General features: G+C 31.6%; 26 protein-coding genes. 13 read left to right on the top strand and 13 right to left on the bottom strand.

What is annotated here, in order from left to right:
* Positions 1-61: 61 nt before the first annotated feature.
* From ACH2CG_RS16105 to ACH2CG_RS16075, 7 genes are all read left to right on the top strand, one after another.
* Positions 62-1,168 (top strand): glycosyltransferase, encoded by a 1,107-nt coding sequence (locus tag ACH2CG_RS16105; RefSeq protein ID WP_395067048.1) that lies wholly within the window; start codon positions 62-64, stop codon positions 1,166-1,168.
* Positions 1,159-1,710, top strand: coding sequence for an RNA polymerase sigma factor (locus tag ACH2CG_RS16100; RefSeq protein WP_395067046.1), 552 nt, complete (start codon positions 1,159-1,161; stop codon positions 1,708-1,710). Before ACH2CG_RS16105 ends, ACH2CG_RS16100 begins: the two co-directional genes overlap by 10 nt.
* 355 nt (positions 1,711-2,065) lie before the next feature.
* The gene (locus ACH2CG_RS16095; RefSeq protein WP_395067044.1) at positions 2,066-2,890 is read left to right on the top strand and encodes an energy transducer TonB; all 825 of its coding nucleotides are present in this window, start codon (positions 2,066-2,068) and stop codon (positions 2,888-2,890) included.
* A gap of 161 nt (positions 2,891-3,051) precedes the next feature.
* Positions 3,052-3,921, top strand: a complete 870-nt coding sequence (gene lipA, locus ACH2CG_RS16090; RefSeq protein ID WP_395067042.1) for a lipoyl synthase — start codon at positions 3,052-3,054, stop codon at positions 3,919-3,921.
* Positions 3,922-3,927: 6 nt separating this feature from the next.
* The gene (locus tag ACH2CG_RS16085) at positions 3,928-4,809 is read left to right on the top strand and encodes a cation diffusion facilitator family transporter (protein WP_395067040.1); all 882 of its coding nucleotides are present in this window, start codon (positions 3,928-3,930) and stop codon (positions 4,807-4,809) included.
* A complete protein-coding gene (gene gap, locus ACH2CG_RS16080) occupies positions 4,802-5,800 on the top strand; it encodes a type I glyceraldehyde-3-phosphate dehydrogenase (RefSeq protein ID WP_395067038.1) in 999 nt (332 codons plus the stop codon). The genes ACH2CG_RS16085 and gap overlap by 8 nt, the downstream gene beginning before the upstream one ends.
* A 41-nt stretch (positions 5,801-5,841) precedes the next feature.
* On the top strand, positions 5,842-8,010 hold the full coding sequence (locus ACH2CG_RS16075; RefSeq protein ID WP_395067036.1) for an ATP-binding protein: 2,169 nt from the start codon (positions 5,842-5,844) through the stop codon (positions 8,008-8,010).
* Between the two features lie 34 nt (positions 8,011-8,044).
* Here the strand turns inward: ACH2CG_RS16075 and ACH2CG_RS16070 are convergent, their stop codons facing one another.
* From ACH2CG_RS16070 to ACH2CG_RS16050, 5 genes are all read right to left on the bottom strand, one after another.
* Positions 8,045-8,857 (bottom strand): purine-nucleoside phosphorylase, encoded by an 813-nt coding sequence (locus tag ACH2CG_RS16070; RefSeq protein WP_395067034.1) that lies wholly within the window; start codon positions 8,855-8,857, stop codon positions 8,045-8,047.
* A gap of 197 nt (positions 8,858-9,054) precedes the next feature.
* A complete protein-coding gene (locus tag ACH2CG_RS16065; RefSeq protein WP_395067032.1) occupies positions 9,055-10,713 on the bottom strand; it encodes an ice-binding family protein in 1,659 nt (552 codons plus the stop codon).
* A gap of 310 nt (positions 10,714-11,023) precedes the next feature.
* Positions 11,024-12,034, bottom strand: a complete 1,011-nt coding sequence (gene lpxK / locus ACH2CG_RS16060) for a tetraacyldisaccharide 4'-kinase (protein WP_395067030.1) — start codon at positions 12,032-12,034, stop codon at positions 11,024-11,026.
* The gene (locus ACH2CG_RS16055; protein WP_395067028.1) at positions 12,035-12,316 is read right to left on the bottom strand and encodes a Txe/YoeB family addiction module toxin; all 282 of its coding nucleotides are present in this window, start codon (positions 12,314-12,316) and stop codon (positions 12,035-12,037) included.
* Positions 12,292-12,543: a DUF2683 family protein gene (locus ACH2CG_RS16050; protein ID WP_395067026.1), complete on the bottom strand. Its 252-nt coding sequence runs from the start codon at positions 12,541-12,543 to the stop codon at positions 12,292-12,294. Before ACH2CG_RS16050 ends, ACH2CG_RS16055 begins: the two co-directional genes overlap by 25 nt.
* Positions 12,544-12,658: 115 nt before the next feature.
* On the opposite strand from ACH2CG_RS16050, the gene ACH2CG_RS16045 reads away from it, so the two are divergent.
* The 5 genes from ACH2CG_RS16045 (at position 12,659) to rluF (ending at position 17,018) form a co-directional block, all read left to right on the top strand.
* Positions 12,659-13,222 carry a hypothetical protein gene (locus tag ACH2CG_RS16045; RefSeq protein ID WP_395067024.1) on the top strand — a complete coding sequence of 188 codons (564 nt, stop codon included), beginning with the start codon at positions 12,659-12,661 and terminating at the stop codon, positions 13,220-13,222.
* A 33-nt stretch (positions 13,223-13,255) separates the two neighbouring features.
* A complete protein-coding gene (locus ACH2CG_RS16040; protein ID WP_395067022.1) occupies positions 13,256-14,371 on the top strand; it encodes a Nif3-like dinuclear metal center hexameric protein in 1,116 nt (371 codons plus the stop codon).
* A gap of 3 nt (positions 14,372-14,374) precedes the next feature.
* Entirely contained in the window at positions 14,375-15,154 is a 780-nt protein-coding gene (locus tag ACH2CG_RS16035) for a zinc ribbon domain-containing protein (RefSeq protein WP_395067020.1), read from the top strand.
* A gap of 132 nt (positions 15,155-15,286) precedes the next feature.
* The gene (locus ACH2CG_RS16030) at positions 15,287-16,159 is read left to right on the top strand and encodes an alpha/beta hydrolase (protein WP_395067018.1); all 873 of its coding nucleotides are present in this window, start codon (positions 15,287-15,289) and stop codon (positions 16,157-16,159) included.
* 70 nt (positions 16,160-16,229) lie between these two features.
* Positions 16,230-17,018, top strand: coding sequence for a 23S rRNA pseudouridine(2604) synthase RluF (gene rluF / locus ACH2CG_RS16025; RefSeq protein ID WP_395067126.1), 789 nt, complete (start codon positions 16,230-16,232; stop codon positions 17,016-17,018).
* A gap of 70 nt (positions 17,019-17,088) precedes the next feature.
* On the opposite strand, the gene bcp is transcribed toward rluF, so the two are convergent.
* Complete coding sequence (gene bcp / locus ACH2CG_RS16020) at positions 17,089-17,541, bottom strand: thioredoxin-dependent thiol peroxidase (protein ID WP_395067016.1); 453 nt, start codon at positions 17,539-17,541, stop codon at positions 17,089-17,091.
* A 71-nt stretch (positions 17,542-17,612) separates the two neighbouring features.
* On the opposite strand from bcp, the gene nth reads away from it, so the two are divergent.
* Entirely contained in the window at positions 17,613-18,278 is a 666-nt protein-coding gene (gene nth / locus ACH2CG_RS16015; protein ID WP_395067014.1) for an endonuclease III domain-containing protein, read from the top strand.
* Between the two features lie 21 nt (positions 18,279-18,299).
* Here nth and ACH2CG_RS16010 read toward each other — a convergent pair whose 3' ends face one another.
* The 7 genes from ACH2CG_RS16010 to ACH2CG_RS15980 form a co-directional block, all read right to left on the bottom strand.
* Positions 18,300-18,443: a hypothetical protein gene (locus tag ACH2CG_RS16010; protein ID WP_395067012.1), complete on the bottom strand. Its 144-nt coding sequence runs from the start codon at positions 18,441-18,443 to the stop codon at positions 18,300-18,302.
* Between the two features lie 50 nt (positions 18,444-18,493).
* The gene (locus ACH2CG_RS16005; RefSeq protein WP_395067010.1) at positions 18,494-19,078 is read right to left on the bottom strand and encodes an RNA polymerase sigma factor; all 585 of its coding nucleotides are present in this window, start codon (positions 19,076-19,078) and stop codon (positions 18,494-18,496) included.
* A gap of 247 nt (positions 19,079-19,325) precedes the next feature.
* Positions 19,326-20,081, bottom strand: a complete 756-nt coding sequence (locus ACH2CG_RS16000) for a family 16 glycosylhydrolase (RefSeq protein ID WP_395067008.1) — start codon at positions 20,079-20,081, stop codon at positions 19,326-19,328.
* The gene (bglX, locus tag ACH2CG_RS15995; RefSeq protein ID WP_395067006.1) at positions 20,082-22,385 is read right to left on the bottom strand and encodes a beta-glucosidase BglX; all 2,304 of its coding nucleotides are present in this window, start codon (positions 22,383-22,385) and stop codon (positions 20,082-20,084) included. It abuts the gene before it with no gap.
* An 89-nt stretch (positions 22,386-22,474) separates the two neighbouring features.
* The gene (locus ACH2CG_RS15990) at positions 22,475-24,124 is read right to left on the bottom strand and encodes a family 16 glycosylhydrolase (RefSeq protein WP_395067004.1); all 1,650 of its coding nucleotides are present in this window, start codon (positions 24,122-24,124) and stop codon (positions 22,475-22,477) included.
* 42 nt (positions 24,125-24,166) lie between these two features.
* On the bottom strand, positions 24,167-25,717 hold the full coding sequence (locus ACH2CG_RS15985) for a hypothetical protein (protein WP_395067002.1): 1,551 nt from the start codon (positions 25,715-25,717) through the stop codon (positions 24,167-24,169).
* Positions 25,718-25,728: 11 nt separating this feature from the next.
* Positions 25,729-26,925: RagB/SusD family nutrient uptake outer membrane protein (locus tag ACH2CG_RS15980; RefSeq protein WP_395067000.1), on the bottom strand; the 1,197-nt coding region annotated here is incomplete at its 5' end.

The raw sequence follows: 26,925 nt of genomic DNA, 5'->3' as shown, positions 1-26,925 counted from the left end.
AAAACCAACTCTTAATATCTAATTTTCATTTAGTACTTTTGCAACCGATTAAAAACCCATTATGTTACTAATTTTACTTTGTTTATTTGTTGCTGTTGTACTAGTTCAATTCCTATATTATGTAGTGTTTTTTGGTAAATTTTCTTTTGCTAAACCGCAAACGGCAACACCAAAAAGAGTTCCAATTTCAGTAATTGTTTGTGCTAAAAATGAAGAAGAAAACGTAAAAAACTTTGTGCCTTTATTAGCGCAACAAAATTATCCGGACTACGAAATTGTCTTAATTGACGATGCCTCAAGCGATGAAACATTAGAAGTTTTTGAAGCATTTGAAAAACAATTTTCCAATGTTAAATTAGTAAAAGTAGAAAACATTGAAGCCTTTTGGGGAAACAAAAAATTTGCTCTAACTCTTGGTATCAAAGCCGCTACAAACGAATATCTATTATTTACAGACGCCGATTGCTATCCAACTTCAACCGAATGGATTAAAGAAATGTCGGCACAATTCACCAAAGAAAAAACCATCGTTTTAGGTTATGGTGCTTACGAAAAAATTAAAAATTCGTTCCTAAATAAAATCATCCGTTTTGAAACTTTATTAACGGCAACGCAATATTTTTCATGGGCAAAATTAGGCAAGCCTTACATGGGCGTTGGTCGCAACATGGCATACAAACGCGAAGAATTTTTTAAAACCAACGGATTTATAGAACACATGAAAATCCGTTCTGGAGACGACGATTTGTTTATCAACCAAGCTGCAAATTCTAAAAATACAGCCGTTTGTTACACACCAGACAGTTTTACTTTTTCTAAACCAAAAACCACGTTTAAAGATTGGTTTACCCAAAAAAGAAGACACGTCGCAACCGCTAAACACTATAAATCATTCGACAGAAGTCAGTTAGCCGTTTTTTACGCATCTCAATTATTATTCCTTATCTTGCCAATAATTTTATTAGCCTTTCAATTTCAATGGATAATTGTACTAAGTTTGATTACTTTTCGTTATCTATTTGCATGGCTATCATTAGGTTTTGCCGCAGGAAAATTAAAAGAAAAAGATGTAATGTACTGGTTTCCAATTATCGAAATCACACTTATTGTCACTCAATTAAACATTTTTATCACCAATACATTCTCTAAACCAGTACATTGGAAATAAATCCTCACATAGAAAAAGCTAAAAAAGGCGACCAAGTTGCCTTCACTTACCTACTCGACCATTATTGGAACGAAGTCTATGGTTTTATGCTAAAACGTACCGAAAACGAAACCGATGCCGAAGATATTACTATAGAAACCTTCTCGAAAGCATTCGATAAATTATCCACTTACAATCCTGAATTTCAATTCAATACATGGTTAATTGCCATTGCAAAAAATGTTCATATTGATTTACTCCGCAAAAAAAAATCTACGCTTTTTGTAGAAATCACCGACGAAGAAGACCAACAAGCCTACAACATTGCAGACACTTCACCATCGGCAGAAGACGAACTAATAACCGAGCAAAACTTATCGCAATTACTGCAATTTATCAAAGAATTAAAACCTCATTATCAAGAAGTTATACAACTTCGTTACTTTCAAGAAATGAGTTATCAAGAAATTGCCGAACAACTTGAAGAACCATTGAGCAACGTAAAAATCAAATTACTTCGCGCCAAAAAATTATTGGCAGAAATCATTCAAACCAAACGATAATCAGCTTTTTTTTCTAGGAACGAATCGATAGTACCTTTTTGGTTTCCCTATTCCTGCCTTACATTCCAATCTTTTCTTTTGCTGCCTTCGAGTAACCTCAGGCAACAAAAGAAAAGGATTTCCATTGCAGTCAGGGTTACTTAGTTTTTGTATTGAATAGAGTTTCAAATTCTAAGAATAAATCATTATAAAATCTGCTATAAAAACAATACTTTAATAAATTTTAATTTTTTATACAAAATTCACACAATATTGGAATAATCTTTGCGTTATTAAAGAAAGAGAACACATCAAAGTCTATTTTCTAAAAAAACAGCTTATGTAACATTGATACTTAACATTAAAACTATAAATTATGTCAAACAACAGTATCTTTGGAAAAAATTGGTTAGACCTTGTATTTGAAGGAAAAAACCAAAAATATGGCGCCTATCAATTGCGTCGTGATAGTTCAAAAACAACTTTAATGGCCTTTTTCGTTTCGGTAACATTCATAGCATTAGTCTCTGGAACAGGATTACTTCTTAGTTCATTTGGTTCCAAACCAATGCCAAAACCTCTAGTTACAATAAACGATTCTATTGTTGTAACTCCATACGTAGCACGACCTGTTGAGAAAAAAAAGGAAGCAGTTGTAAAGCCTAAAGTTAAAACACCAGAAGTTAAAATTCCTGTAATTAAAATTGAAAACAGAAACTTTAAAGTAGCGCCAACAGAAGAATCTAAAACTCCAATAACGTCAAATGTAGAAGTACCAATAATAAACGCTCCAGGAATAATAACCGATGGACCAGGAACAAAAGGAACACCTACACCAATAAATACTGGAGGAACAACTACTGGAACCGAACCAATAAAAAATAATGGTCCAGTAAATGCTAAAGAACTAGATACACAACCTGCTTTTCCTGGAGGAATGAAAAACTTTTATCAATATGTAGGAAATAATTTTGATAAAGATAATCTTGAAGAAGGAGAAACAATTAGAGTAAAAGTTTCGTTTGTAATTGAAAAAAATGGGGCAATGACCGACATTGAAGTTCTAGAAAAAACTAATGAAACTGTCGATAAAGAAGCTGTTAGAGTTTTGAAATCACTAAAAACCAAATGGACACCAGGAATTAAAGATGGCGCACCTGTGAGAACTAGATATACTTTACCAATAACGGTAGTTTTATAATAAAACTTAATTGCTCACTAGATACTAAATAACACTTGTCTCGTTTCAAAAAAATGAGACAAGTTTTTTGTGTTTTTTTTGTAAATAGATAGAAAAAGTAAAATCTAATAACACAAATCTAAAATCTACATTCGTATCTTTGCGCATCTAAAATTGCAAGTATGGAATCGGTTGTAGAAAACACATTGCCTATTGGTAAACCCAAATGGCTAAAAGTAAAATTACCAATTGGACAAAAATATACTGAACTTCGTGGTTTAGTAGACAAATACAAATTGAATACTATCTGTACCTCAGGAAGTTGCCCAAATATGGGTGAATGTTGGGGCGAAGGAACGGCAACATTTATGATTTTAGGAAATGTTTGTACACGTTCTTGCGGATTTTGTGGTGTAAAAACTGGTCGTCCAGAAACTGTAGATTGGGACGAACCAGAAAAAGTAGCTCGTTCTATTAAAATCATGAAAATCAAACACGCCGTTATTACAAGTGTTGATAGAGATGATTTGAAAGATATGGGATCAATTATTTGGTTAGAAACTGTTCAAGCCATTCGCCGAATGAATCCAGAAACTACTTTAGAAACCTTAATTCCAGATTTTCAAGGAAATACAAGAAATATTGACCGAATTGTAGAAGCCAATCCAGAAGTTGTTTCGCACAATGTTGAAACCGTTCGTAGATTAACTCGCGAAGTGCGCATACAAGCTAAATATGATAAAAGTTTGGAGGTTTTAAGATATTTAAAAGAAAAAGGTATAAAAAGAACCAAATCGGGAATCATGCTTGGACTAGGTGAAACTGAGGAAGAAGTGATTCAAACAATGCAAGATTTGAGAGATAATAATGTTGATATTGTTACTATTGGTCAGTATTTGCAACCAAGTAAAAAACATTTACCAGTAAAGTTTTTTGTAACACCAGAGCAATTTGAAAAATACGAAAAAATCGGTAAAGAAATGGGCTTTCGTCATGTAGAAAGTGGCGCTTTAGTTCGTTCTAGTTATCATGCCGCAAAACACATTTTATAATTATAAATGTCAAAAAGTAGTACCAACGAGCAAACGGCAATTAACGCTACCTATTTTAGTTTAATTGGAAATGCAACTTTAGCAATAATTAAAGGATTGGCAGGTTTTTTTGGAAATTCCTATGCTTTAATTGCTGATGCTATAGAATCTACAACCGACATTTTTTCTTCCTTTTTAGTACTTTTTGGAATAAAATATTCTAATAAACCAGCCGATGAAAATCATCCTTATGGACATGGTCGAGCAGAACCTTTAGTAACCTTTTTAGTTGTTGGATTTCTTATTACTTCTGCAACAATAATAGCATATGAAAGTATTTTAAATATTGGAACGCCTCATGAATTGCCAAAATCGTGGACTTTAATAATATTGGCAATAATCATTGTTTGGAAAGAAATATCTTTTAGATTGGTCATGAAAAGAAGTATTGAAACCAATAGTTCATCATTGAAAGCCGATGCTTGGCACCATAGAAGTGACGCAATAACATCTATAGCAGCTTTTATTGGTATTTCAATAGCGCTTTTTTTAGGAAAAGGATATGAATCTGCCGATGATTGGGCTGCTCTTTTCGCATCAGGATTTATACTTTATAACAGTTATTTAATCTTTAGACCAGCACTTGGTGAAATTATGGATGAACACCTTTATGATGATTTAGTTGATGAAATTAGAGTTGTATCTCACAAGGTTGAAGGCGTAATTGATACCGAAAAATGTTTTATTAGAAAAGCAGGAATGAAATACCATGTAGATCTTCATGCAATTGTTAACGCTAGCATTTCTGTAAAAGAAGGACATGATATTTCACACAAATTAAAAGACACATTACAAGTTGAAATCCCAGAATTAGGTCACGTATTGATACATATTGAACCCAATGAATAAAACAAAAATTGCCATTAACGGATTTGGAAGAATTGGAAGAAATCTTTTTAGATTGCTTATCAACCATCCATCTATTGAAGTTGTTGCCATAAATGATATTGCCGACAATAGAACAATGGCACACTTAATAAAATATGATAGTATTCATGGTGTTTTGCCATTAGAAGTTACATATGATGAAAATGCCATAATTATCGATAAAAAATCCTATTTATTTTTTCACGAAAAAGAAATTAATAATCTCAATTGGAAAGACCTTACTATAGATATTGTTATTGAATCTACAGGAAAATACAAGACATATGAAGACATCAACAAACATATTATAGCTGGAGCCAAAAAAGTAATTTTATCAGCACCATCTGAAGTTGATACTATAAAAACGGTTGTTCTTGGTGTAAATGATGGTATTCTTGATGGCACTGAAAAAATTATTTCTAATGCAAGCTGTACTACTAATAATGCTGCACCAATGATGAAAGTCATTAACGATTTGTGTGGAATTGAGCAAGCTTACATAACAACAATTCATTCGTACACTACAGATCAAAGTTTGCACGACCAACCACACAAAGATTTACGACGTGCTCGTGGCGCAAGTCAATCTATTGTTCCTACAACTACTGGAGCAGCCAAAGCATTAACTAAAATATTTCCAGAAATGGAAGGTAAAATTGGAGGTTGCGGTATTCGTGTTCCTGTTCCTGATGGTTCACTTACCGATATAACATTTAATGTAAAAAGAGCCGTATCAATAGAAGATATTAACTTGGCATTTAAAAAAGCATCCGAAACAAATCTTAAAGGAATTTTAGATTATACAGAAGATCCTATAGTTTCGGTAGATATAATTGGAAATCGCAATTCGTGTCTTTTTGATGCACAATTAACATCGGTAATTGACAAAATGGTTAAAGTTGTTGGTTGGTATGACAATGAAATAGGTTATTCGTCGAGAATAATCGACTTAATAGAACATATTCAAAAATAATTTCTTTACTTTAGACCACTAATCACAAGATTACTTCAACTATGAGGCATCTTTTACTATTTATTATTTTATTGCCTTCACTACTATTCTCTCAAAACAAACAAGTTGAGAAAACAGACAGTACGGTATATTATATTGATTTGGTTAAATATAATAAGGCACTCAATAATTATAAAAACAGTCTAAATTATTCTCAAAAAGCAATAGATTATTCAAACAGAACTAACAATCAAAAATCTATAGCCGATAGTTATTCAAATCTTGGAATTATTTATCTAGAGTTAAATAAAATTGACGATGCAATTGATGTATTTATCAAGAGTATTGCTGTGTATTCTACCTTATCTTTTTCGTCGGAACAGGCTTTTACACATTACAGTTTGGGCGTTTGTTACTTAGAGAAGAATAAATTAACGATGGCAGAAAAAAATTTCAATGCTGCAGGAGTTATTTATGAAAAAATAAAAATTCCTAGCGCAATTGAAATGCTAACGCTCCAAAAAGGGATTCTTTTTAAGGAAAAAGGAAGAATTGATTTGGCAATGCCTTTATTTGAGAAAATTATAAGCAAGCAAGACACGTCTGATGTTTATAAAACTAGATCCGAAGCATTGTATCAAATAGGCATAATAGAGTTTAACAAAAAACGTTATAACCTTTCTATAAATTATTTAAATCGTGCATTGGCTGCCAACAAAGATAATTTAGAACAGAAATCTAACATAATTTTGGCATTGAGTGAATCATTTGAAAAATCAATGGATATAGATAAATCGCATCTTTTACTAAAAAAATATTTAAAACTTAAAGACAGCATTATATATTTAAATAATAAAAAAATTGGTTTTGAAGACTTTTCTTCTTTTAAAGATTCAGAAAAACTAAAATTAATTGAACAAGCAGATAAGGAAAACAAGAGTCAGGAAAAAGCCAATACTTTTGCAAAGTTAATAAGTATTCTAGCTATAGCATTAATTTCTATATTATCACTTTTAAGTTTATCGCTTTACAAAAATAATATTCTAAGAACACAGTCAAATTTATTATTAAAAGAAAAAAATAACGAATTATTAATAGCCAAAGAAAATGCCGAAAAAGCATCTAAAGCTAGATCAGAATTTCTTTCTACCGTAAGTCACGAATTAAGAACGCCTTTAAATGCGATAAATGGTCTTACCCATTTGTTACTTGAAGAAAATCCAAAAGACAGTCAGTTGAGTTACTTAAATTCATTGAAATTTTCTGGAAATTACTTGCTTACATTTATAAACGATATTTTAGAAATTAACAGAATTGAATCGGAAAATGTTCCTGTAGAACAAATTAATTGCAACTTAAAAGTTCAATTAATAAACATTCAAAACTCATTTAAGGAAATAGCTCAAGAAAATAATAATACTTTTATTCTAGATATAGACGAGACTATTCCTGATAATTTAATTTGTGATCCTACCAAGTTATCCCAAATATTTATTAATCTAGTAAACAATTCATTGAAATTTACTAAGAACGGTTATGTAAAGTTAATTGCTAAAATAGTAAATACAGAAGGTTCTAAAATACAAATTTTATTTAAAGTTTCTGACAATGGTATAGGAATTCCAGAAGATAAACAAACAGCAGTTTTTGATAGTTTTTCTCAAGGATCAATAGAAGTTAATAGAAAATATGGAGGTACAGGTCTTGGCCTATCTATTGTAAAAAGATTGATTGAACTTTTGGGCGGAAACATCCAGTTAAATAGTAAAGTTGGACTAGGTACTACGTTTACATTTGCGCTTCCGTTTGAAATAAGTGACGAAACTATTGTCGCAAAGAAAATACAAACGATAGATATAAACGCGGTAAAAAACAAAAAAATTCTTTTAGTAGAGGACAATAAAATCAATCAAATGATTACCAAAAAAATGCTCGAAAATAAAGGAATGTCTTGTTTAATTGTTGATAATGGAGAAGACTCTGTACTATTATTAAAAGAAAAACATGAATTTGATTTAGTGTTAATGGATGTTCATTTACCAGGAATAAACGGAACAATTGCAACACAACAAATTAGAGAATTTAATGAATTAACACCCATTATAGCACTTACGGCAATTTCTCTTAATGAGAATAGAGAAATGTTACTTTCCTACGGAATGACAGATGTTATTACAAAACCATTTGAACCCGAAAATTTTTATAAAATTATTGCAGAAAATTTAGTGTAAAAAAAAAGACGTTTTAATAAAAACGTCTTTTTTTTTAGTATTTCTTAATCAATTCTTTAATAAGTAATCTAACACTTGGTTCGGCTTTTTCGGCAGCTTTAAGAACTTCTTCATGATTAACTTCTTCAATATTTTCTTCATCACCCATGTCTGTTATTACCGATAATCCAAAAGTTTCTAATTCCATGTGGCGTGCAACAATCACTTCTGGAACTGTTGACATTCCTACACAATCGGCACCAATATTCTTTACCATTTTGTATTCTGATAACGTTTCAAATGTTGGTCCTTGCAATCCCATATAAACACCGTCTGCCACTTCAATATTTAATGATTTTGCAATTTCTTTGGCTTTTAACCTCATTGCTTTACTGTAAGGTTCACTCATATTTACAAATCGTGGACCAAATCGTTCATCATTTTTCCCTCGCAAAGGATGTTCGGGCATCATGTTAATATGATCTTTAATAATAACAATTGTTCCTACTTCATAATTTGGATTTACTCCTCCAGAGGCATTAGAAACTATCAATTTAGTAACTCCCAAATATTTCATAACTCTTACAGGAAAAGTTACCTGTTTCATGTCGTAACCTTCATAAAAATGAAAACGACCTTGCATGGCAACTACTTTTTTAGTTCCAATGGTTCCAAAAACCAGTGCGCCCTTATGACCTTGAACCGTCGAAACTGGAAAATTTGGAATTTCTGAATAAGGTAATGTAAATTCAACCTGAATATCATCTGTAAAACTACCCAATCCAGAACCTAAAATTACTCCGTATTCTGGTGTGAAACCTGTTTTATCTTTAATAAATTTTACCGTTTCTTGAACTTCTTCCCACATTTTTTTTTATATGTTATTTACTTTCATAAACTAAAATTATATCTAATTTCAATAAAATTAAGTAGCGATTGTTATTTATAGTATTTGTAAATTTAAGTTCAAATATAATCAAAAATCATCGCTAGTACGATACCAAATTACAATCGGGAAAAACAAAATCTTGAGGTAAAAATTCTATTTGATGAAATTTCAATACACTATTCACTCATAATTGATAGAGAAACAGTTGCTTGGCTGCAATTACTTGGATTAGATATTTGACAAATTTGATAAGTTAATGTATAAGCACCAGAAGGTATGCCAGAAGCAATTACAACATTAGTTCCAGAAAGTCTAATTCCGTCATTGGTAGCACTAATAAAAGTTAAACGCACATCTGATGCTACAACAGCAACTCCATTAAGAGTATCATTGACCAAAACATTTATTAAATTATCTCTTGAAGAGTTTCCGAAAATTGGTATTGAAACATCATTTGTTGCGGCAATAACATTAGATGGAGAAACAAAACAAAGTGTGTTTGTGTAAATAACTCCTGTACTAAAACCAATAGCGCCTTCTGTAGAAAGCATACGTCCTTCTAAATTTCCGTTGGCACCCATTGTATTGGCGCCATTGTGAGCAATAAGAGTTCCTTTCATAAAAGTAAAAGTTCCCATAGAAACGGCACCTTCGGCTACCCAAAAAACATTGCAACGACGAGTACCATTGGCTAAAATAACTTTAGATTGAGCCGCAGTTGTAAAAGCTCCGTCAAATTTAAAAAGAAAAAAAGCATCTGGATTTCCTTGTGCATCTAATGTAATTGTACCTGCTAGTGAACCTGCTGCTGCAATATAATAAACACCTGCATGCAAAGTTTCTCCGCTTCCAAATGCTGGAGTATGAGAAGTAACTGTCGCTGGAATATTGTGAAGTTGAACATATGCAGCTTGCAAATCAATTTTGGCTTGAGCCGTTACTCCATCAACATGATAAAAAGAACCCGCAACTGTTGAACTTGTAAAGCCACTAATAGCTCCAGTATCTGACCCAATATCACCAATTATTCCTGATGTTGCAGCATTTGCAACAGCTCCAATACTTGTGAAAAGCGCAAAATTTGATGCTGTACCTAAGATATTATTGTTACAAGTATTTACGCAACTAATTGGTATCGTAATTGGTCCTGCTGGAAGAAATGCTAAACCTGGTCCAAAAGTAATGGCACCTTCAGACGAAAGCATTCTACCTTCAAAATTACCACTAGCTCCAATTGTAATTGCTCCAGGATGAGCAAGAAGTGTACCTTTAGTAACACTTGATGCACCAATAGAAATGGCACCTTCGGCAATCCAAAAAACATTACACGCACGAGTTCCATTGGCTAAAACTACTGTTGAACTTGCTCCAGCAGAAAATCCTCCTTCAAATTTTATTACAAATGCTGCATTTGGATTTCCTTGTCCGTCAAGAATTACTGTTCCTGCTAGTGAACCTGCGCCAGCAATAGAGTAAACACCTGGAAAGATTGTTTCACCACTACCAAATGCCGCTGCATGGGTTGTATTGGTTACAAATAAATCACTAAGATGTATGTAAACCCTAAGCAAATCTATTTTTGCTTGAGTAGTTGTAGCATCGGCATTGTACAAAGAACCATTTAATGTAGATGGTAATCCAAAACCACTTATTGCACCAACATTGGTCCCAATATCTCCTGTAAGTACTGAAGTGCCAGTATTAGAAACTGCGCCAGTACCAGAATAAGCCGCAAAATTTGTAAGTGTACCCAAATTTAGTACTTGTCCGAAATTTTTGTTCGGAAAACACAATAGAGCGATAGCTATTATACTATATAATACTTTTTTTTTCATGGGAAATTAAATAAAATGGGATGGTTTGTTTAGTTTTGTTAATGCTTTCAAGGAGAATCCTAAAAATACATTTTATGCGGAACATTCAATAATCAACTTTCCATTATGGGCGATTATGAATTAAACAATTGTTAACATTGTAAATGTAGACTAAACATGGTCTGCAAAAATTTATTACTGCTAATTATCTTCACATAACCAATATAACTGCTGAAATACATCTATTTAGAAAAAGTCAAAATTTATAACACAAAAAAAAAGAGTTAAAATTCAATTCTAACTCTTTTTTATCAATATCTATTTATATAATTTATTTGAACTTCATATTTATAAAACTTAAAATAGTTTCGTCAAAATTATTTTTTTTATCAATGAAACTACTTTTAATTGGTAAGTAAAATAATGATTTCAAATCACTATCTTTTAATCTAACATAGTCTTTTTCTGTTGTGACAATTATATTATTCATTGCTGAATATTTAATTGATTTTATATCTATTTCAGAAAAATGATGATGGTCTGGAAATTGCAAAGTTATATCATTATCATTTTCTAAATAATTAAAGAAAGATTCAGGTTTTGCAATTCCGGCAAGAAGTAGTTTTTCGCTATTTTTTATTTCATCAACATTTTTAGAATCAGTTTCATTGTAAATCTTGTCATCATAATCTATATAACTGAAAAATATTGGTTTATCGATGCCTATTTTTCTACTAATATTTTGTTGTTCAGTTTGAGATAAATCTTTAGGACATTTAGTGATAATTATTATATCTGCTCTTTTTGCTCCACTTCTACTCTCACGAAGATTTCCTGTTGGAAGCATAAAATCATTGCAAAATAAATCGTCATATGCCGAAAGTAAAATGTAAAATCCGGCTTTGACTTTCCTATGTTGAAAAGCATCGTCTAATAAAATTACATTTGGTTTGTCTTTTAGTTTTAACAATTGTTCAATGCCGTTTTTTCTGTTGGCATCAACTGCAACTTTTATATTTGGGAATTTTTGATGTATTTGAAACGGTTCGTCACCAAGTATTTCGGCATTAGAAGTTTCGTCTGCCAAGATAAAACCTTCCGATTTTCGTTTGTAGCCGCGACTTAGAGTAGCAATTTTATAATTTGGCGAAAGCAATCGAATTAAATATTCAATTTGAGGTGTTTTTCCTGTACCGCCAACGCTTAGATTTCCAACAGCAATTACAGGAACATTAAAGGAATAGGATTTTAAGATTCCAATATCAAAAAAGAAATTTCTGATAGAAGTTATTATTCCATATAAAATGGCAAAAGGAAAGAGAATTATACGTAGAAACTTCATTTACTTATCAGAATAATGTCCCATTGCAGAAACAACATAGACAGTTATGGTTTCATCCTCTAAATAATAAATCATTCTGTCTTTTTTATTTATTTTTCTAGACCAATAACCTGAATATTCATATTTCAATGGTTCTGGCTTACCGATTCCTTCAAATGGAGTTTCTGATAATTCGATTAAAATTAATCCAATATTTTTAATTACTAATTTGTTTCTAGATTTTAAATGAATAGCAATATCTTTCTGAGCATTCTTGGTTACTTTAACCCTAAACTTCCCCATATATCATCTGGATTTAGGATAAAAACTTCACCGTTTTTAATATTTTCTTCCGATATTTTTATTTTTGCAATAAATTCCTTGCTGTAAATACTTTCATCTTTCTTATTTTTCAAATCAGACTCAATAATTTCAATATCGTTTCCTTTTTCGAAAAAAGTTTTTGCAAACTCAAGAAAAGCTTTGCCTTTTTTGGAACGCTCGTTAATTTTGATGGTTAAAGTAGTCATAACATTAGATATTTGAAATACAAATATACAAAAATCGTGCTATTTTAGTTTATTAAAAATAGTTCACTATTTAAAGTAACATTTTTTTATCTTTGAATTGAAAATAATTTGAAGAATGAAATTTGATTTTAAATTAATTATAGCTTTTATATTTTGTTTCCAAATGGGATTTTCTCAAGAGAATCAAGACACGGCTATTCTTAAGATTTTATTGAGCAAGTATTATCAAAACGAAAAAGTGATTGTAAAAAATCGTTTGCAACTTTTAAGTTTTTATTGCTCTAAAGCTCCAAATAATGAAGAAACGCTTGAGGTAATTAGCAAAAGTGAATTGTTGAAACAAAATTCAGCCGAAATTAAAAAACAGATTAACAATCAATTACAAGAAGATTGGTCTAAAGAATATTCATCTTTATTTTCAAATCAAAATCAATATTTAAAAAGCAAAGTCAACAATTGTTTATCAATAGACGAGTTTCATAAAGTTTCTATTCGCTTTAATGACAACAACCAACGTCTAATGATTGTGAGTAAACCAATGTATTTTGCAAAGAAATATTGTTTGGTAAAAGTGGCATTTTATAGAAATATAGAACACAATTCGGGCAGTTTCTTTCTAATTGAAAATCTCAATGGAGAATGGACAGTTAGGGAAGTATTGAATGAGTGGGAAACATAATTTTTTTAAAAATTAAAACATCATAAATTATATATGAAAATAAAAGAAATACTTACAATATTAGAAGAAATGGCACCATTGGCGTATGCCGAAGATTTTGACAACGTAGGATTATTGATAGGAAATCAAGACGATGATGCCACTGGAATATTGGTTTGTCATGATGCATTAGAAAATGTTATAGATGAAGCTATTGCTAAAAAATGTAACTTGGTAGTATGCTTCCATCCTATTTTATTTTCTGGATTGAAGAAAATTACTGGAAAAAATTATGTAGAACGTTCTGTTTTAAAAGCCATTAAAAATGATATTGCAATTTATGCCGTTCATACTGCCTTAGACAATCATAAGAATGGGGTTAATAAAATTTTCTGTGATGCATTGGGATTAAAGAATACTAAAATTCTGGTTCCAAAACAAAACTTTATTCAGAAATTAATAACTTATACAATTCCAGAAAATGTAGAGCAAGTTCGCAATGCGTTATTCGATGCAGGTGCTGGGAAAATTGGCAATTATGACGATTGCAGTTTTACCTCACAAGGAATTGGAACTTACATAGGAAATGAAGATAGTAATCCAGAAATTGGCGAACGGTTTGAATTTGTTGAAACTGCAGAAATAAAAATTGAAGTTACATTTGAAAAACATTTGCAAAGTAAAATTTTGAAAGCGTTATTTTCAAATCATGTTTATGAGGAAGTTGCTTACGAAATTTATGAATTACAAAACATACATCAAAACATTGGATTGGGAATGGTAGGCGAACTGGAACGTCCAATGAGTGAAATTGATTTTTTATTGTTTGTAAAAGATAAAATGCAATGTGGTTCAATTCGACATACAGAGTTGTTAGGAAAAGAAGTTTCTACCGTTGCGGTTCTTGGTGGTTCGGGAAGTTTTGCCATTAAAAATGCTATTCAAGCAGGTGTTGACGTTTTTTTAACATCCGATATGAAATATCACAACTTTTATGAGTCTGAAAATCAGATAGTTTTAGCAGACATTGGCCACTTTGAAAGCGAAAGATATACAAAAAATTATATTGTTGAATTTCTTAAGGAAAAAATTAGTAATTTTGCACCTAATTTGTCGGAAGACAGAATAGTTTTATCAGAAGAAAATACAAATCCAGTTAAGTACTTATAGAATATGGCTACTACAAAAGAATTGAGCGTTGAAGAAAAATTAAGAGCGCTTTACGATTTACAAATAATCGATACCAGAATTGACGAAATTAGAAACGTAAGAGGTGAATTGCCTCTAGAAGTGGAAGATCTTGAAGATGAAGTAGCTGGTTTAACTACACGTTTAGAGAAATTACAAAGTGATTTAGTTTCAATTGAAGACACTATCAAGGCAAAAAAAGCGGCTATTGAAAATCATCAAGTTGCAATAAAAAAATATACTGAACAACAAAAGGACGTTCGTAATAATAGAGAATTTAACTCTTTAACTAAAGAAGTTGAATTTCAAGAACTTGAAATTCAATTGGCAGAGAAACAAATTAAAGAATTAAAAGCTTCTACTGAGCATAAAAAAGAAGTTGTTTCTAACTCTAAAGAAAGATTAGAACAAAAATCAACACATTTAAAACATAAAAAAGCAGAATTAAGCGATATCATGTCGGAAACTCAAAAAGAAGAAAGCTTCTTGACTGAGAAATCTGCCGAGTATGAAGGGCAAATAGAAGACAGATTGCTTGCAGCTTACAAAAGAATTCGCTCTAGCGTAAGAAACGGCTTAGCTGTAGTTTCTATTGAGCGTGGTGCTTCTGCTGGATCATTTTTTACTATTCCTCCACAAATTCAAGTAGAGATAGCGGCTAGAAAAAAAATAATTACTGATGAACATTCAGGAAGAATATTAGTTGATGCTGGTCTTGCCGATGAGGAAAGAGAAAAAATGGAAAAAATATTTGCAAAAATGTAATAGTAAGAAAGTCTCAAAATTATTTTGAGACTTTTTTTTTATCCTTTTGATAACTGTAAATTTGTGTTATATTTTTTAGATGGATTTAATTTTATTTAAATTTTTGTTTTAACAGTATAATAAAAGTCATTTATGTTTGAAAAAATTTCTCAATTACTTCTTGTAAAAACTGTAGGATGTTATGTAAACATCATGAGTTTTATTGCTCCCGAAAAATCGTTTGCATTGGCCTATAAACTTTTTAGTGAACCTAGAAAAGGAAGATTAAAGAAAGTGCTGCTTCCAAAAACTCTTTTAGATGCCGATTTTAAAACGCATATTTATGAAGATCATGAATTTCAAACCTACACTTGGACTCCTGATAAAACCCAACAGAGCGAAAATAAAGGAAATGACGAAATAATATTATTAATTCATGGATGGGAAAGTAACGCATCGCGATGGAAAAAATTATTAAAACATTTAAAAAAAACCAAAAAAACGATTATTGCAATTGATGGTCCGGCACATGGATTAACAAGCGGAAAAGAATTTAATGTTCCTCAATATGCAAAATATATAAATCTAATAGTTCAAGAATACAATCCAAGTATTGCTATTGGACACTCTATTGGTGGCAATGCATTAGCTTATTATCAAGCGCATTATAAGCACAATATAAATAAAATGGTATTGCTTGGTGCGCCATCCGATTTTGAAATAATATTAAAAAACTACGTTCGTCTTTTAAGTTTAAATTCTCGTGTTCATCAATCCCTTATAGCTTTCACAAAGAAAAAATTTAATATTACTGTAAGTGAATTTTCTGCTGCAAAATTTCTAGAAAACTCAACAATAAACGGAATTGTTGCTCACGATCAAGATGATAAAGTAGTTTTATTTGAAGAAGGAAAAAAAATTTCAAATGCTTGGAAAACTTCTCAATTTATAGAAACCAAAGGACTTGGTCATAGTTTACACGATGCCTATTTATACCAAACAATAGTTGACTTTATAGAAAAATAGTATTAAATAATGCTATAATTTTCAAAACTTGAAAATAGAAACCTGCCTTCTAATTTCTTATATTTGCATCATGGAAGAAAATCTTACAAGAATCAATAAATTTTTATCGGAAACTGGCTTTTGCTCTCGCCGTGAAGCGGATAAATTGATTGAACAAGGAAAAGTAACTATAAATGGAGTTGTTCCAGAAATGGGAACTAAAATAAGTTCTAGTGATGAAGTGCGAGTTGATGGGAAATTAATAAGAGAAAAAAGAGAGAAACGCATTTACCTTGCTTTCAATAAACCTATTGGAATAGAATGTACTACCAATCTTGATGTGAGAGATAATATTGTAGATTACATTAACTATCCCGAACGAATTTTTCCTATAGGACGTCTTGACAAATATAGTGAAGGATTGATATTTATGACCAATGATGGCGATATAGTAAACAAAATTCTAAGAGCAAGGAATAACCACGAAAAAGAATATATTGTTACTGTAAATAGACCAATTACAGATAGATTTATAGAACGAATGGCTAACGGAATTCCTATTTTAGAGACTATTACAAGAAAATGTAAGGTAGAACAAGTTAGTAAATATGTTTTTAGAATAATTTTAACTCAGGGTTTAAACCGACAAATTCGTAGAATGTGTGAGCACTTAGACTATGAAGTTACTGCACTAAAGAGAACAAGAATAATAAATATTTCACTAGATGTACCACTTGGTAGATACCGCGATTTAACCGATGGAGAAATCACTGAATTGAACCAGCTAATTGAACCATCAAGCAAAACTGAAGAAGCAAGCTTTCCTAAGGTAATTCCTAGAGTTGCAATAACTCCAAGAAGAGATGTTAGAAATCGTTAGTTGGTATTTATGCTATTTTGATATAAGCATGTACGATTATAATTTACATGCTTACATAAAAATAGATTTTCTATCCTAAAATTTGTTTAGTGTGTTCTTTGGTTTTTACTGCTGATATTACTTCTTCAATAGTACCATTTTCATCAATAACAAAAGTAGTTCTGTGAATACCATCGTAGTCTTTTCCCATAAATTTTTTTGGTCCCCAAATTCCAAAAGCTTGTATTACAGATTTATCTTCGTCTGCCAATAATGGAAAAGGTAAATCATATTTATTTTTAAAATTACTTTGCGCTTTAGCATTGTCTGCACTTACTCCTAAAAGCTCATAATTATTGGCTTTAAATCTTTCGTAATTATCTCTTAAATCGCAAGCTTCTGTTGTACAACCTGGAGTATTTGCTTTTGGATAAAAGAAAATAACTAATTTTTTTCCGATATATTGTGATAATGAATGAGAGTTTCCATCTTGATCCTTTCCAGAAAAATTGGGTGCTTTATCACCTTTTACAAGTGTTGTCATTTTTTAAATATTAGAAGTTTTGAAATTGTCATTGAAATTGACTTATTTTTACAAATCAAATTTAGTTAAAAATGACAAAGAAAGAGCGTGCAACGTATGTTATAAATACGTTAAAAGAATTATACCCAACCATTCCTATTCCTCTAGACCACAAAGATGCATATACTTTATTGATTGCAGTTTTACTTTCGGCACAATGCACAGATGTAAGGGTTAATAAGATTACACCTTTATTATTTGCTAAGGCAGACAACCCTTATGAAATGATAAAGATGAGTATTGAAGAAATTAAGGAAATCATTCGTCCTTGTGGTTTATCACCTATGAAATCTAAAGGAATTCATGGATTGTCACATATTTTAATTGACAAATATAATGGTGAAGTACCCCAAAGTTTTGAAGCATTAGAGTCGTTGCCAGCAGTTGGTCATAAAACGGCTAGCGTTGTTATGAGTCAGGCATTTGGTGTTCCTGCATTTCCAGTTGACACACATATCCATAGACTGATGTACCGATGGAATTTAACATCTGGAAAAAATGTTGTTCAAACAGAAAAAGATGCCAAGGCAATTTTTCCTATAGAAACCTGGAATGAATTACACTTACAAATCATTTGGTACGGACGAGAATATTCTCCTGCACGAGGATGGGATTTAGAAAAAGATATTATCACCAAAACAATTGGTAGAAAAGATATTTTGAAAGAATATTATAAAAAAAATATCTCGTCACTTTAAATAAGTGTGACGAGATATTTATTAATTAGCAATAATTTCTATGATGATGTTACCTACTTTAAAACTGTTTAAAGCTTTAGAATAATTAAGAATAAAATTAATTGTTTCTTTTTTTGGTGACATTTTTGTATTTGCTAATGCTTTTTTAGAGTAAATTTTTGCCATAGATAGATTTAAATTATATATCTATAACGATTTAGCAACACGTTTATTGTTTAATTGGTTAAAATAATTTGATTTTTTTCAATTACCTTTCTCAAATTCATTAATGCATAACGCATTCTACCAAGTGCTGTATTAATACTAACATTGGTAAGCTCTGCAATTTCATTAAAACTTAGATCTTGATAGATACGCATCATTAATACTTCTTTTTGATCTGCAGGAAGTTCTGACACAATTTTTCTTAGGTCTTTTTCTATGCTATCGGTGATAATTCGACCTTCAACATTTAGAGAATTATCTGTTAATATAGAGAATATAGAAAACTCTTCGGTTTCTCTAAGCATAGGCATTTTTTTATTTTTTCTAAAATGATCAACTATTAAGTTATGAGCAATTCTCATAACCCACGGTAAAAACTTACCTTCTTCGTTGTAAGAATTAGATTTTAAAGTTTTTATAACCTTGATAAAAGTATCTTGAAAAATATCGTCGGCAACATCACGGTCTGGCATTTTGGAATATATAAATCCATAAATTTTAGACTGATGTCTTTTTATTAATACAGCTAGAGCATTTTCATCTCCGGCAATATAATTTTTTACCAATAAAGCGTCTGGGATTTGAATAGTAGCCATAAAATTACCTTTTAGTTTTGGGTTAAAAAATCGTAAAGTTTTTTCTAAAAGTAATTTTATTCTATAGGCGACTGTTAAATTTTGATTAAATTATAGCCAAATGTAACATAAACTTTTCTTAATAAACAAATAAAACTAAAAAATTTAACATTTACAATGCAATAAATTTTAAATTAGGGTATACAATTTATAAAAAAAGACCCAAATCTAGAAGAAATGGATCTTTCAAATTATTAAACTAAAAAAACTATTGATAAACTTTAATGTAATCTACGATAAATTGTTGCGGAAATATGGTATCATCTACATCTGGTCCGCCAAAGTTACCACCAACAGCCATATTTAAAATTATATAAAATTTATGATCAAATGGCCAAATATTTTCATTTTTTTCTTGAGGTTGAAATGTATAAACTGAAATATTGTCTACAAGAAATTCAATTTTATCTTTAGTCCAATCAATTGCATATACATGAAAACCTTCTTCAATTTCTGGAAAAGTAGTAATTTTAGTATTAATAGAATTTCCGTGACTGTCTTGTGTGTGTAATGTAGTGTATACTAAATGTGGATTTTTACCTACATATTCTAGTATATCAATTTCACCACATTTAGGCCAAGCAACAGTTTTAATAGAAGAACCAAGCATCCAAAAAGCAGGCCATATTCCTTTTCCTATAGGAAGTTTTGCTCTTGCTTCTATGCGACCATACATAAATTCTTTTTTTCCTAAAGTTGTGATTCTTGTTGATGTATAAATAGAATCCTCTTTTTGAGCGGTAATTATTAACGTTCCATTTTTTAATGTATGATTGGTTTTTGTGTATAATTGACGCTCATTGTTGCCCCAACCACAATTAGGACAGCCATTTCCAAGCTCAAAATTCCAATTTTTTTGGTTTAATTCTTTGCCGTCAAAATTTTCTTGCCATACAAGTTTTCTTTCATTTTTTTGAGCAAAAGAAACCGCTACTACAAGTATTAATAGAATATATTTTTTCATTTAATTAGCCTCTTTATATTGGAAATTAGTTTCTAAAGTTTGAGAAGAGTTACCACCAACAAAAACTTTAAAATCACCAGCTTCTGCTTCCCATCTAGAATTGGCAGTATAAAATTCTATTGTTTTAGCATCAATTGTAAAGGTTATAGTTTTGGTTTCATTGGCATTTAGTTGTACCATTTCAAATCCTTTTAATTCTTTTACAGGACGAGTAATACTTCCTATTAAATCACGAATGTATAATTGAACTACCTCTTTACCTGGTACATTACTATTATTTTTTAATTGAACCGAGACTTCAATTTTTTCGTTTTTGGTAAAAGAATTGGAAGACAATTTTAAATTAGAATATTCAAATTTGGAATAACTCAATCCGTATCCAAAAGGATAAAGAGGTGTGTTTTTTTCATCGGTATAATGTGACCAAAAAACACTATCAGGTTCATTCATTGTTGGCCTTCCAGTATTTTTATAATTATAGTATATTGGAATTTGACCCACATTTCTAGGAAAAGTCATTGGTAATTTTCCGCTAGGATTATAATCACCGTATAAAACTTGCGCAATTGCATTACCGCTTTGTGTGCCTAGCTGCCAAGCTTCTACAATTGATGAGATATTTTGATCTGCCCAATTGATTGTTAAGGGTCGTCCGTTATTTAAAACTAAAACGATATTTTTATTTACTTTATATATTTCTTCTAATAACTCTTGTTGAACTCCTGGCAAACCAATATCTGTTCTACTTCTTCCTTCACCTGTTTGTAACCCATGTTCTCCCAAAACCATTACAACTACATCCGATTTTTTTGCTAATTCTATTGCCTCTTGAAATTCTGATTTATCGGTTTCATTGATTTTAGTTTCCCATACAAATTGTGTTCTTCCAATGCTAACATCTGCACCTTTAGCATAAGTAAGTTGATTTTCGGTATATTTTTTCATTCCTTCAAGTACCGAAACTGCTGTATTATCGTCTGCAGCGATGCGCCAGCTTCCTAACGGACTTGTTTTATCGTTTGCCAAAGCGCCAATTAAAGCAATTTTTTGTCCCGATTTTTTTAACGGTAAAAGTTGATTAGAATTTTTGAGTAGCACTATAGATTTTTTTGCAACATCAAGAACTCCTTCTTGAAATTCAATTTTTCCAACGGTTTCTTTTTCATATTTTTCATCACAATATTTGTATGGATTATCAAAAAGTCCTAATTCAAATTTAGTTTTTAAAATACGTCGTGCTGCATCGTTGATATCAAGTTCTTTTACTTTTCCTTCACTAACTAATTTTTCTAAGTATTCTACATACACATAAGATTCCATGTCCATATCTGAACCTGCGTTTAAGGAAACTTCTGCTGCTTGTTTACCGTCTTTTACATATCCATGATTGACCATTTCGTTCATTGAACCCCAATCTGAAACTATAAATCCGTCAAATTTCCATTCTCCTTTTAAGATCGTTCTTTGCAAATATTTATTTCCAGTTGCAGGAATTCCGTTTAGTTCATTGAAAGAATTCATAAATGTTCGAACACCAGCAGCAACGGCAGCTTTAAATGGAGGAAAAATAGTGTTTTGAAGTGTTTGATCGCTTACATCAACTGTATTATAATCTTTACCCGACTCGGCAAAACCATATCCTGCGAAATGCTTAGCGCAAGCTAAGATAGTTTTATTGGAACTAAGATCTGTTCCCTGAAAACCGTGAATTCTAGCTTCGGCGATTTTACTGCCTAGGTATGGATCTTCTCCTGCTCCTTCCATCACTCTTCCCCAACGCGCATCTCGTGTAATGTCTATCATTGGAGCAAAAGTCCAGTTAATTCCTACAGCAGCCGATTCTTCTGCAGCAATTTCTGCCGATTTTTTAATGGCATCCAAATCCCAACTTGCGGCTTCTGCTAGCGGAATTGGACTTATAGTTTTATATCCATGAATTACATCAAATCCGAATAGTAAAGGAATACCCAATCGCGTTTGTTCTACAGCTATTTTTTGTAAAGCTCTAACATCTTTTACACCTTTTACGTTCAGCATTGATCCAACTAATCCTTTTTTAAGATGCTCATATTTTTTGGCAGCTTGACCTTCTTTGGGTGTTGGTCCTGTAATTTCCCAAAAACCATTATATTGATTGAGCTGACCTATTTTTTCTTGCAAAGTCATTAGCTTTAAAACAGAATCTACTTTTTTATCAATTGTACTTTTGCTTTCATAGTTGACAGTATTATTCTTGGAAGAACTACAACTTAAAAGAAATAAAAAAGCTACTGTTGATGTGCCTAATAATTTATAATATTTCATCCTCAATTTTGAATGGTTTATAAAAACAATATACAAGAAGGCAAATAATGGTTATACCTTCTTGTAATTGATACTAATTTATTTTATTGTTATTGATATACTCTCACGTAGTCAATTTCCATTGAAGATTGAGCAAAACTAGAATCTATTGCACCTCCAAAAGATCCTCCCATAGCCACATTCAAAATTAGGAAAAAGTCACTATTGAACGGAGTTGTACCTGTGTTTGTAAATGAATGAAAAAGGACATCATCAATATAAAATTTTATAGAGTTTGGACTCCAAATGGTTTTATAAACGTGAAACTGAGATGAAACTCCGCTAGAAGTAGTTGTGTTAGTAACACCGTTTCCTCCAGAATGTCCCGGATAATGTAATGTTGCATGAATAATATTTGGAAAATTTCCTTTATGTTCCATCATGTCAATTTCGCCACACGCAGGCCAAGTATTAGTAGCATAATTCTGACCTAGCATCCATATTGCAGGCCAAGTTCCACCACCAGTTGGTAATTTTGCCCTTACTTCTACTTTACCATAAGTAAATTCAAATTTATTTTCAGATTTTAACCTGGCTGATGTATAATTAGAACCACCTAAATTTTCTGCTTTTGCAGTTATTTTCAAATTTCCACCTTGAACGATAACATTGTTAGCACTATTGGTATAGTATTGTGCCTCACTATTTCCCCAACCGCCAGCACCTAAATCATAACCCCATTTAGAGGCATCAGGTGCGCCGTCTGTATTAAATTCATCCGACCATAATAAATTAGTATAATCGGTAATTGGATCTTGAACTGGAGCAATGGTTGTAAAAATATGATACCAAGCAAGTGCAGGGTTTCCGCCCATTACAGCTCTTACTACCATTCTATTATCAGTAATTGAAATAATTTCATAAGAACTTTGACCAATATAATAACCCATAAATCCTCCATCAGCTATATTTAGCATTGTACCTCTAGTTTGTCCAGGAATATTATTAGCCGCAACAACAGATTGAGAAGGACTAAGACTTACAGATTTAATTCCACCAGCATTATAACTATAACAATAATCATAACCAGCTGTTCCTCCTACAACATTTTGAAATGCAGCATTGAAGAACGTATTTCCACCATTATCTAGTTGGTATTTCAATTGACCACCAACAAGAGAGAAAGTCATAATATTTTGATACAAACAACTGCTTTCTGTGCTTGCTGCTTTTTCAAATGGTGCTGCTTGATAATAATTGGCATAATAATTTTTGGTTGCATCGTTATCATTTTGACCAACACCTAGATGACCTGCTTCTGAAGCAGACCAATACCATTGTTTTTGAGAACCACCAGTTAAAAATTGAACCGCTGGATCATCGTTAAAGTCGCTTCTTACATCTAATGTTATTGTTGTATTGGTAGAAAGTCCGCCTTTACCAGACGCAATGACATTTACAGTATAAGTATTTACACCAGTCAATGTAAAACGTTTTTCAAGAATCCCAGAAGGAGAATTTTCTGAAGTTCCATCACTAAAAACGTATTTATATGAAATAGCATTGGTTGCCGTTGTAGTAAATTTTACTTTACCAGAGCCATCACCATTGGGATTGGTTGTAGATTGTCCTTGAACATCTGCTGTTATGGCTAAATTTGTTGGAGCATTTAAATCGCCAAAACCTTTATCGTCTTCTTGACAACCCAACATTAAAAGAAGAACAAAAACTGAAACTATTTTTATTATTTTATTATTCATGATCCTTTTATTTATTTGATACTTAAATTATTATGTTAATTTTTAATTTGATAATTTGATGTCATCAAAATAATAGGAACTGCCTGTACCTGCAACGCCAAAATTAAAAAACACTACTACACGTTGATAGTTATTAGAGTTCACAATTCCTGTAAAGTTATAGGTTAGTTCTTCCCAACCGTTTGCAACTGTTGTAGTTGCATCAAGCTCTGTGTTTATTGCAGAATTCCCTAAGTTTTCAAGTTTCATTTTAACAATAATACCTGCTTGTGGAGACCAAACTTTCATTTTAATTTTTTGCTGGGTTGCAAAGTTAATTGGGGTTCCTAGTTCTATAAAAGATCCTGCCCACACTTGTGATGCATTTCCTTTTATTAATTTACCAACTTTTGCGCTCGTATTTAATCCGGTTGCATCTGGATTATTTGCAACAGATGCCGTTGCTCCTCCAAAATCTGTGAATGTATAGGTAAGTGCAGAAGATTCAAACGTTAAAGGTAATGTTACTATGGGCAATCCACTTGTAAGTTGAATATCATCAAAATAGTAATTTAAACCAGTTCCTGAGTTTCCAAAATTGAAAAATACAACAACCCTTTGATAATTATTAGCATTATTAACACCTGTAAAATCGAATGTTACTTCTTCCCAGTTATTAGCAACAGTATTAGTTACATCTACTTCGGTATTTATATTAGAATTTGTTAAATTTTCTAATTTCATCTTTATAGTAATTCCAGCCTGTGGAGAAAACACTTTCATTTTGATTTTCTTTAATGTAGAAAAATCTATTGGTACACCAAGCTCTAGAAAAGAACCTGCCCAAACTTCTGAACCACTATTTTTAGTTAGTCTAGCTACTTTAGCGCTTGTATTACTTGCACCAACAGCAGGATTGTTAGCAACAACAGTATTGGCACCACCAAAATTACTGAAAGCATAGTTAAGCGTAGCCGATTCAAAATCTACTGGTAAAAGTATTGGATTGCTTATAGTTACAGATTGTGTTGTTTGTGTTGTTGCAGCGCCACCACTTAATGCAACAATTATTACTTGATATGTTCCTGTGGCAGCATAAGTATGTGTAATAACTTCACCTTGCATAAAATTAGTTGGAACTTCGTTGGGTACATCACCAAAATAAACTTGAAAATAAGTTTCTAGATTTGCTGATGCTTGAACCGTAATTGCCATGTTATTTCCTGGCACTTGAGCAATAGTTGGTACTAAGTCGGTTGGAGCAAGATAGGAAACAGTTAACGGTTGTATCGTTTCAGATCTTTTACCGTTTAGTGTAACACCTACAATTTTTACTTGATAAACACCTTCTGCATAATTGTGATCTATCGTTTCGCCTGGGTTTACAAAAGCTGGACTTGTTGTAGTGTCTCCAAAATAGATTTCATACTGAGTTATGCCTTCTCCTCTAGGTAAAATAGTTACTTTACCCGTATTATCTTGCTTTATCGTCATTAAAGCTGAGATATTAGTTGGATTATCAATGGCATCTAGGTTGATGTCATTATTATCATTAGAACATCCAAAGATGAATGTTAGAACAAAAAGACTAAGAATTAATTGTACTTTTTTCATATTTATTTTTTTTAATAGCCAGAGTTTTGTTGCCAATTGCCAGAAGAGAATTGAATTTCTTCAAATGGAATTGGGAATATTTCATTTTTATTTGGTGTAAAACCAGTTATTGATAACGCTGCTTTACCAGTTCTAACAAGATCAAAAAAGCGATGACCTTCACCCATTAATTCTACCTTTCTTTCTGCCCAGATAAAATCTGTAAGTGCAGATCCAGAGGCAGTAATATCATGATTTAAATCACCAAAAGCTCTTCTTCTAACTAGGTTTAAGTAAGTTCTACCTTTTACATCGTTTCCTGCTCTAGAAAAAGATTCGGCAGCCATTAATAGCACATCCGCATAACGAATTGAGCGGTAGTTGTTAGGATTAGTTAAATTTTGATCTCCAATATTAGCATCACCTTTTCTTGCTATGTATTTTCTATTAAAGAAACCTGTGTGCTTGTAACCAGTACCATAGCTTGCATTATTGGCTGTTGCCCATGCGGCAATATCTAGAATAGCAACATTTCTTCTGTTGTCACCTACTTCGTAAACATCATAAGAAGCCTGTGTTGGCACATTAAAACTATATCCACCGTCAAAAGTTGGTCCGTTATAATTTCTTATTCCATTAAATCCTACTGCAACATTTCCTTCACTACATTGAAGACAATCAAAACTTGCACCTTGAGCATCAGTATATTGAATTTCAAAAACCGATTCTGAATTGTTTTCATTATTATTTTCAAAAATTGTGCTGTAGTTAGTTACTAAAGAATAAGAGTTAGAATTAATAACTTGTTCTAATACAACAGATGCTTGAGAAAATTTATTTTGGTATAAATAAGCTTTTCCTAATAAGGCTTGGGCAGCACCTTTAGTAGCTCTTCCTGTTTGTGATGGTGTTGCACTTAAATTATCTACAGCATATATTAAATCTGCTTCGATAGAAGCATAAACATCGGCAACAGATGCTCTTGGTATAGATTTTTCATCATCTACATTAAATCTTTTATCGCCATTTAATGGAATTCCGCCAAACCATTTTACCAATTCAAAATGATAGTAAGCACGAAGAAAACGAGTTTCTGCAATAAGTTGTTCCTTACCTGTAAAATCTGTTTTGTCTTTAAACTCCATGATATAATTGCAACGTTGCACTCCTGCAAACATCCAATCCCAAATGTTTTTTAGGTTTGCATTTACTGGTGTATGAGTCATTTC

Origin of the sequence: Flavobacterium sp. (genome assembly GCF_043778725.1) — a bacterium.
Lineage (GTDB): Bacteria > Bacteroidota > Bacteroidia > Flavobacteriales > Flavobacteriaceae > Flavobacterium.
This window is presented reverse-complemented; position numbering and strand designations above follow the sequence as displayed.

Coding starts and splice junctions, on each gene's coding strand:
- ACH2CG_RS16105 (WP_395067048.1), top strand. CDS start 62: ATGTTACTAATTTTACTTTGTTTATTTGTTGCTGTTGTACTAGTTCAA.
- ACH2CG_RS16095 (WP_395067044.1), top strand. CDS start 2,066: ATGTCAAACAACAGTATCTTTGGAAAAAATTGGTTAGACCTTGTATTT.
- lipA (WP_395067042.1), top strand. CDS start 3,052: ATGGAATCGGTTGTAGAAAACACATTGCCTATTGGTAAACCCAAATGG.
- ACH2CG_RS16085 (WP_395067040.1), top strand. CDS start 3,928: ATGTCAAAAAGTAGTACCAACGAGCAAACGGCAATTAACGCTACCTAT.
- gap (WP_395067038.1), top strand. CDS start 4,802: ATGAATAAAACAAAAATTGCCATTAACGGATTTGGAAGAATTGGAAGA.
- ACH2CG_RS16075 (WP_395067036.1), top strand. CDS start 5,842: ATGAGGCATCTTTTACTATTTATTATTTTATTGCCTTCACTACTATTC.
- ACH2CG_RS16070 (WP_395067034.1), bottom strand. CDS start 8,857: ATGTGGGAAGAAGTTCAAGAAACGGTAAAATTTATTAAAGATAAAACA.
- ACH2CG_RS16065 (WP_395067032.1), bottom strand. CDS start 10,713: ATGAAAAAAAAAGTATTATATAGTATAATAGCTATCGCTCTATTGTGT.
- lpxK (WP_395067030.1), bottom strand. CDS start 12,034: ATGAAGTTTCTACGTATAATTCTCTTTCCTTTTGCCATTTTATATGGA.
- ACH2CG_RS16055 (WP_395067028.1), bottom strand. CDS start 12,316: ATGGGGAAGTTTAGGGTTAAAGTAACCAAGAATGCTCAGAAAGATATT.
- ACH2CG_RS16050 (WP_395067026.1), bottom strand. CDS start 12,543: ATGACTACTTTAACCATCAAAATTAACGAGCGTTCCAAAAAAGGCAAA.
- ACH2CG_RS16045 (WP_395067024.1), top strand. CDS start 12,659: ATGAAATTTGATTTTAAATTAATTATAGCTTTTATATTTTGTTTCCAA.
- ACH2CG_RS16040 (WP_395067022.1), top strand. CDS start 13,256: ATGAAAATAAAAGAAATACTTACAATATTAGAAGAAATGGCACCATTG.
- ACH2CG_RS16035 (WP_395067020.1), top strand. CDS start 14,375: ATGGCTACTACAAAAGAATTGAGCGTTGAAGAAAAATTAAGAGCGCTT.
- ACH2CG_RS16030 (WP_395067018.1), top strand. CDS start 15,287: ATGTTTGAAAAAATTTCTCAATTACTTCTTGTAAAAACTGTAGGATGT.
- rluF (WP_395067126.1), top strand. CDS start 16,230: ATGGAAGAAAATCTTACAAGAATCAATAAATTTTTATCGGAAACTGGC.
- bcp (WP_395067016.1), bottom strand. CDS start 17,541: ATGACAACACTTGTAAAAGGTGATAAAGCACCCAATTTTTCTGGAAAG.
- nth (WP_395067014.1), top strand. CDS start 17,613: ATGACAAAGAAAGAGCGTGCAACGTATGTTATAAATACGTTAAAAGAA.
- ACH2CG_RS16010 (WP_395067012.1), bottom strand. CDS start 18,443: ATGGCAAAAATTTACTCTAAAAAAGCATTAGCAAATACAAAAATGTCA.
- ACH2CG_RS16005 (WP_395067010.1), bottom strand. CDS start 19,078: ATGGCTACTATTCAAATCCCAGACGCTTTATTGGTAAAAAATTATATT.
- ACH2CG_RS16000 (WP_395067008.1), bottom strand. CDS start 20,081: ATGAAAAAATATATTCTATTAATACTTGTAGTAGCGGTTTCTTTTGCT.
- bglX (WP_395067006.1), bottom strand. CDS start 22,385: ATGAAATATTATAAATTATTAGGCACATCAACAGTAGCTTTTTTATTT.
- ACH2CG_RS15990 (WP_395067004.1), bottom strand. CDS start 24,124: ATGAATAATAAAATAATAAAAATAGTTTCAGTTTTTGTTCTTCTTTTA.
- ACH2CG_RS15985 (WP_395067002.1), bottom strand. CDS start 25,717: ATGAAAAAAGTACAATTAATTCTTAGTCTTTTTGTTCTAACATTCATC.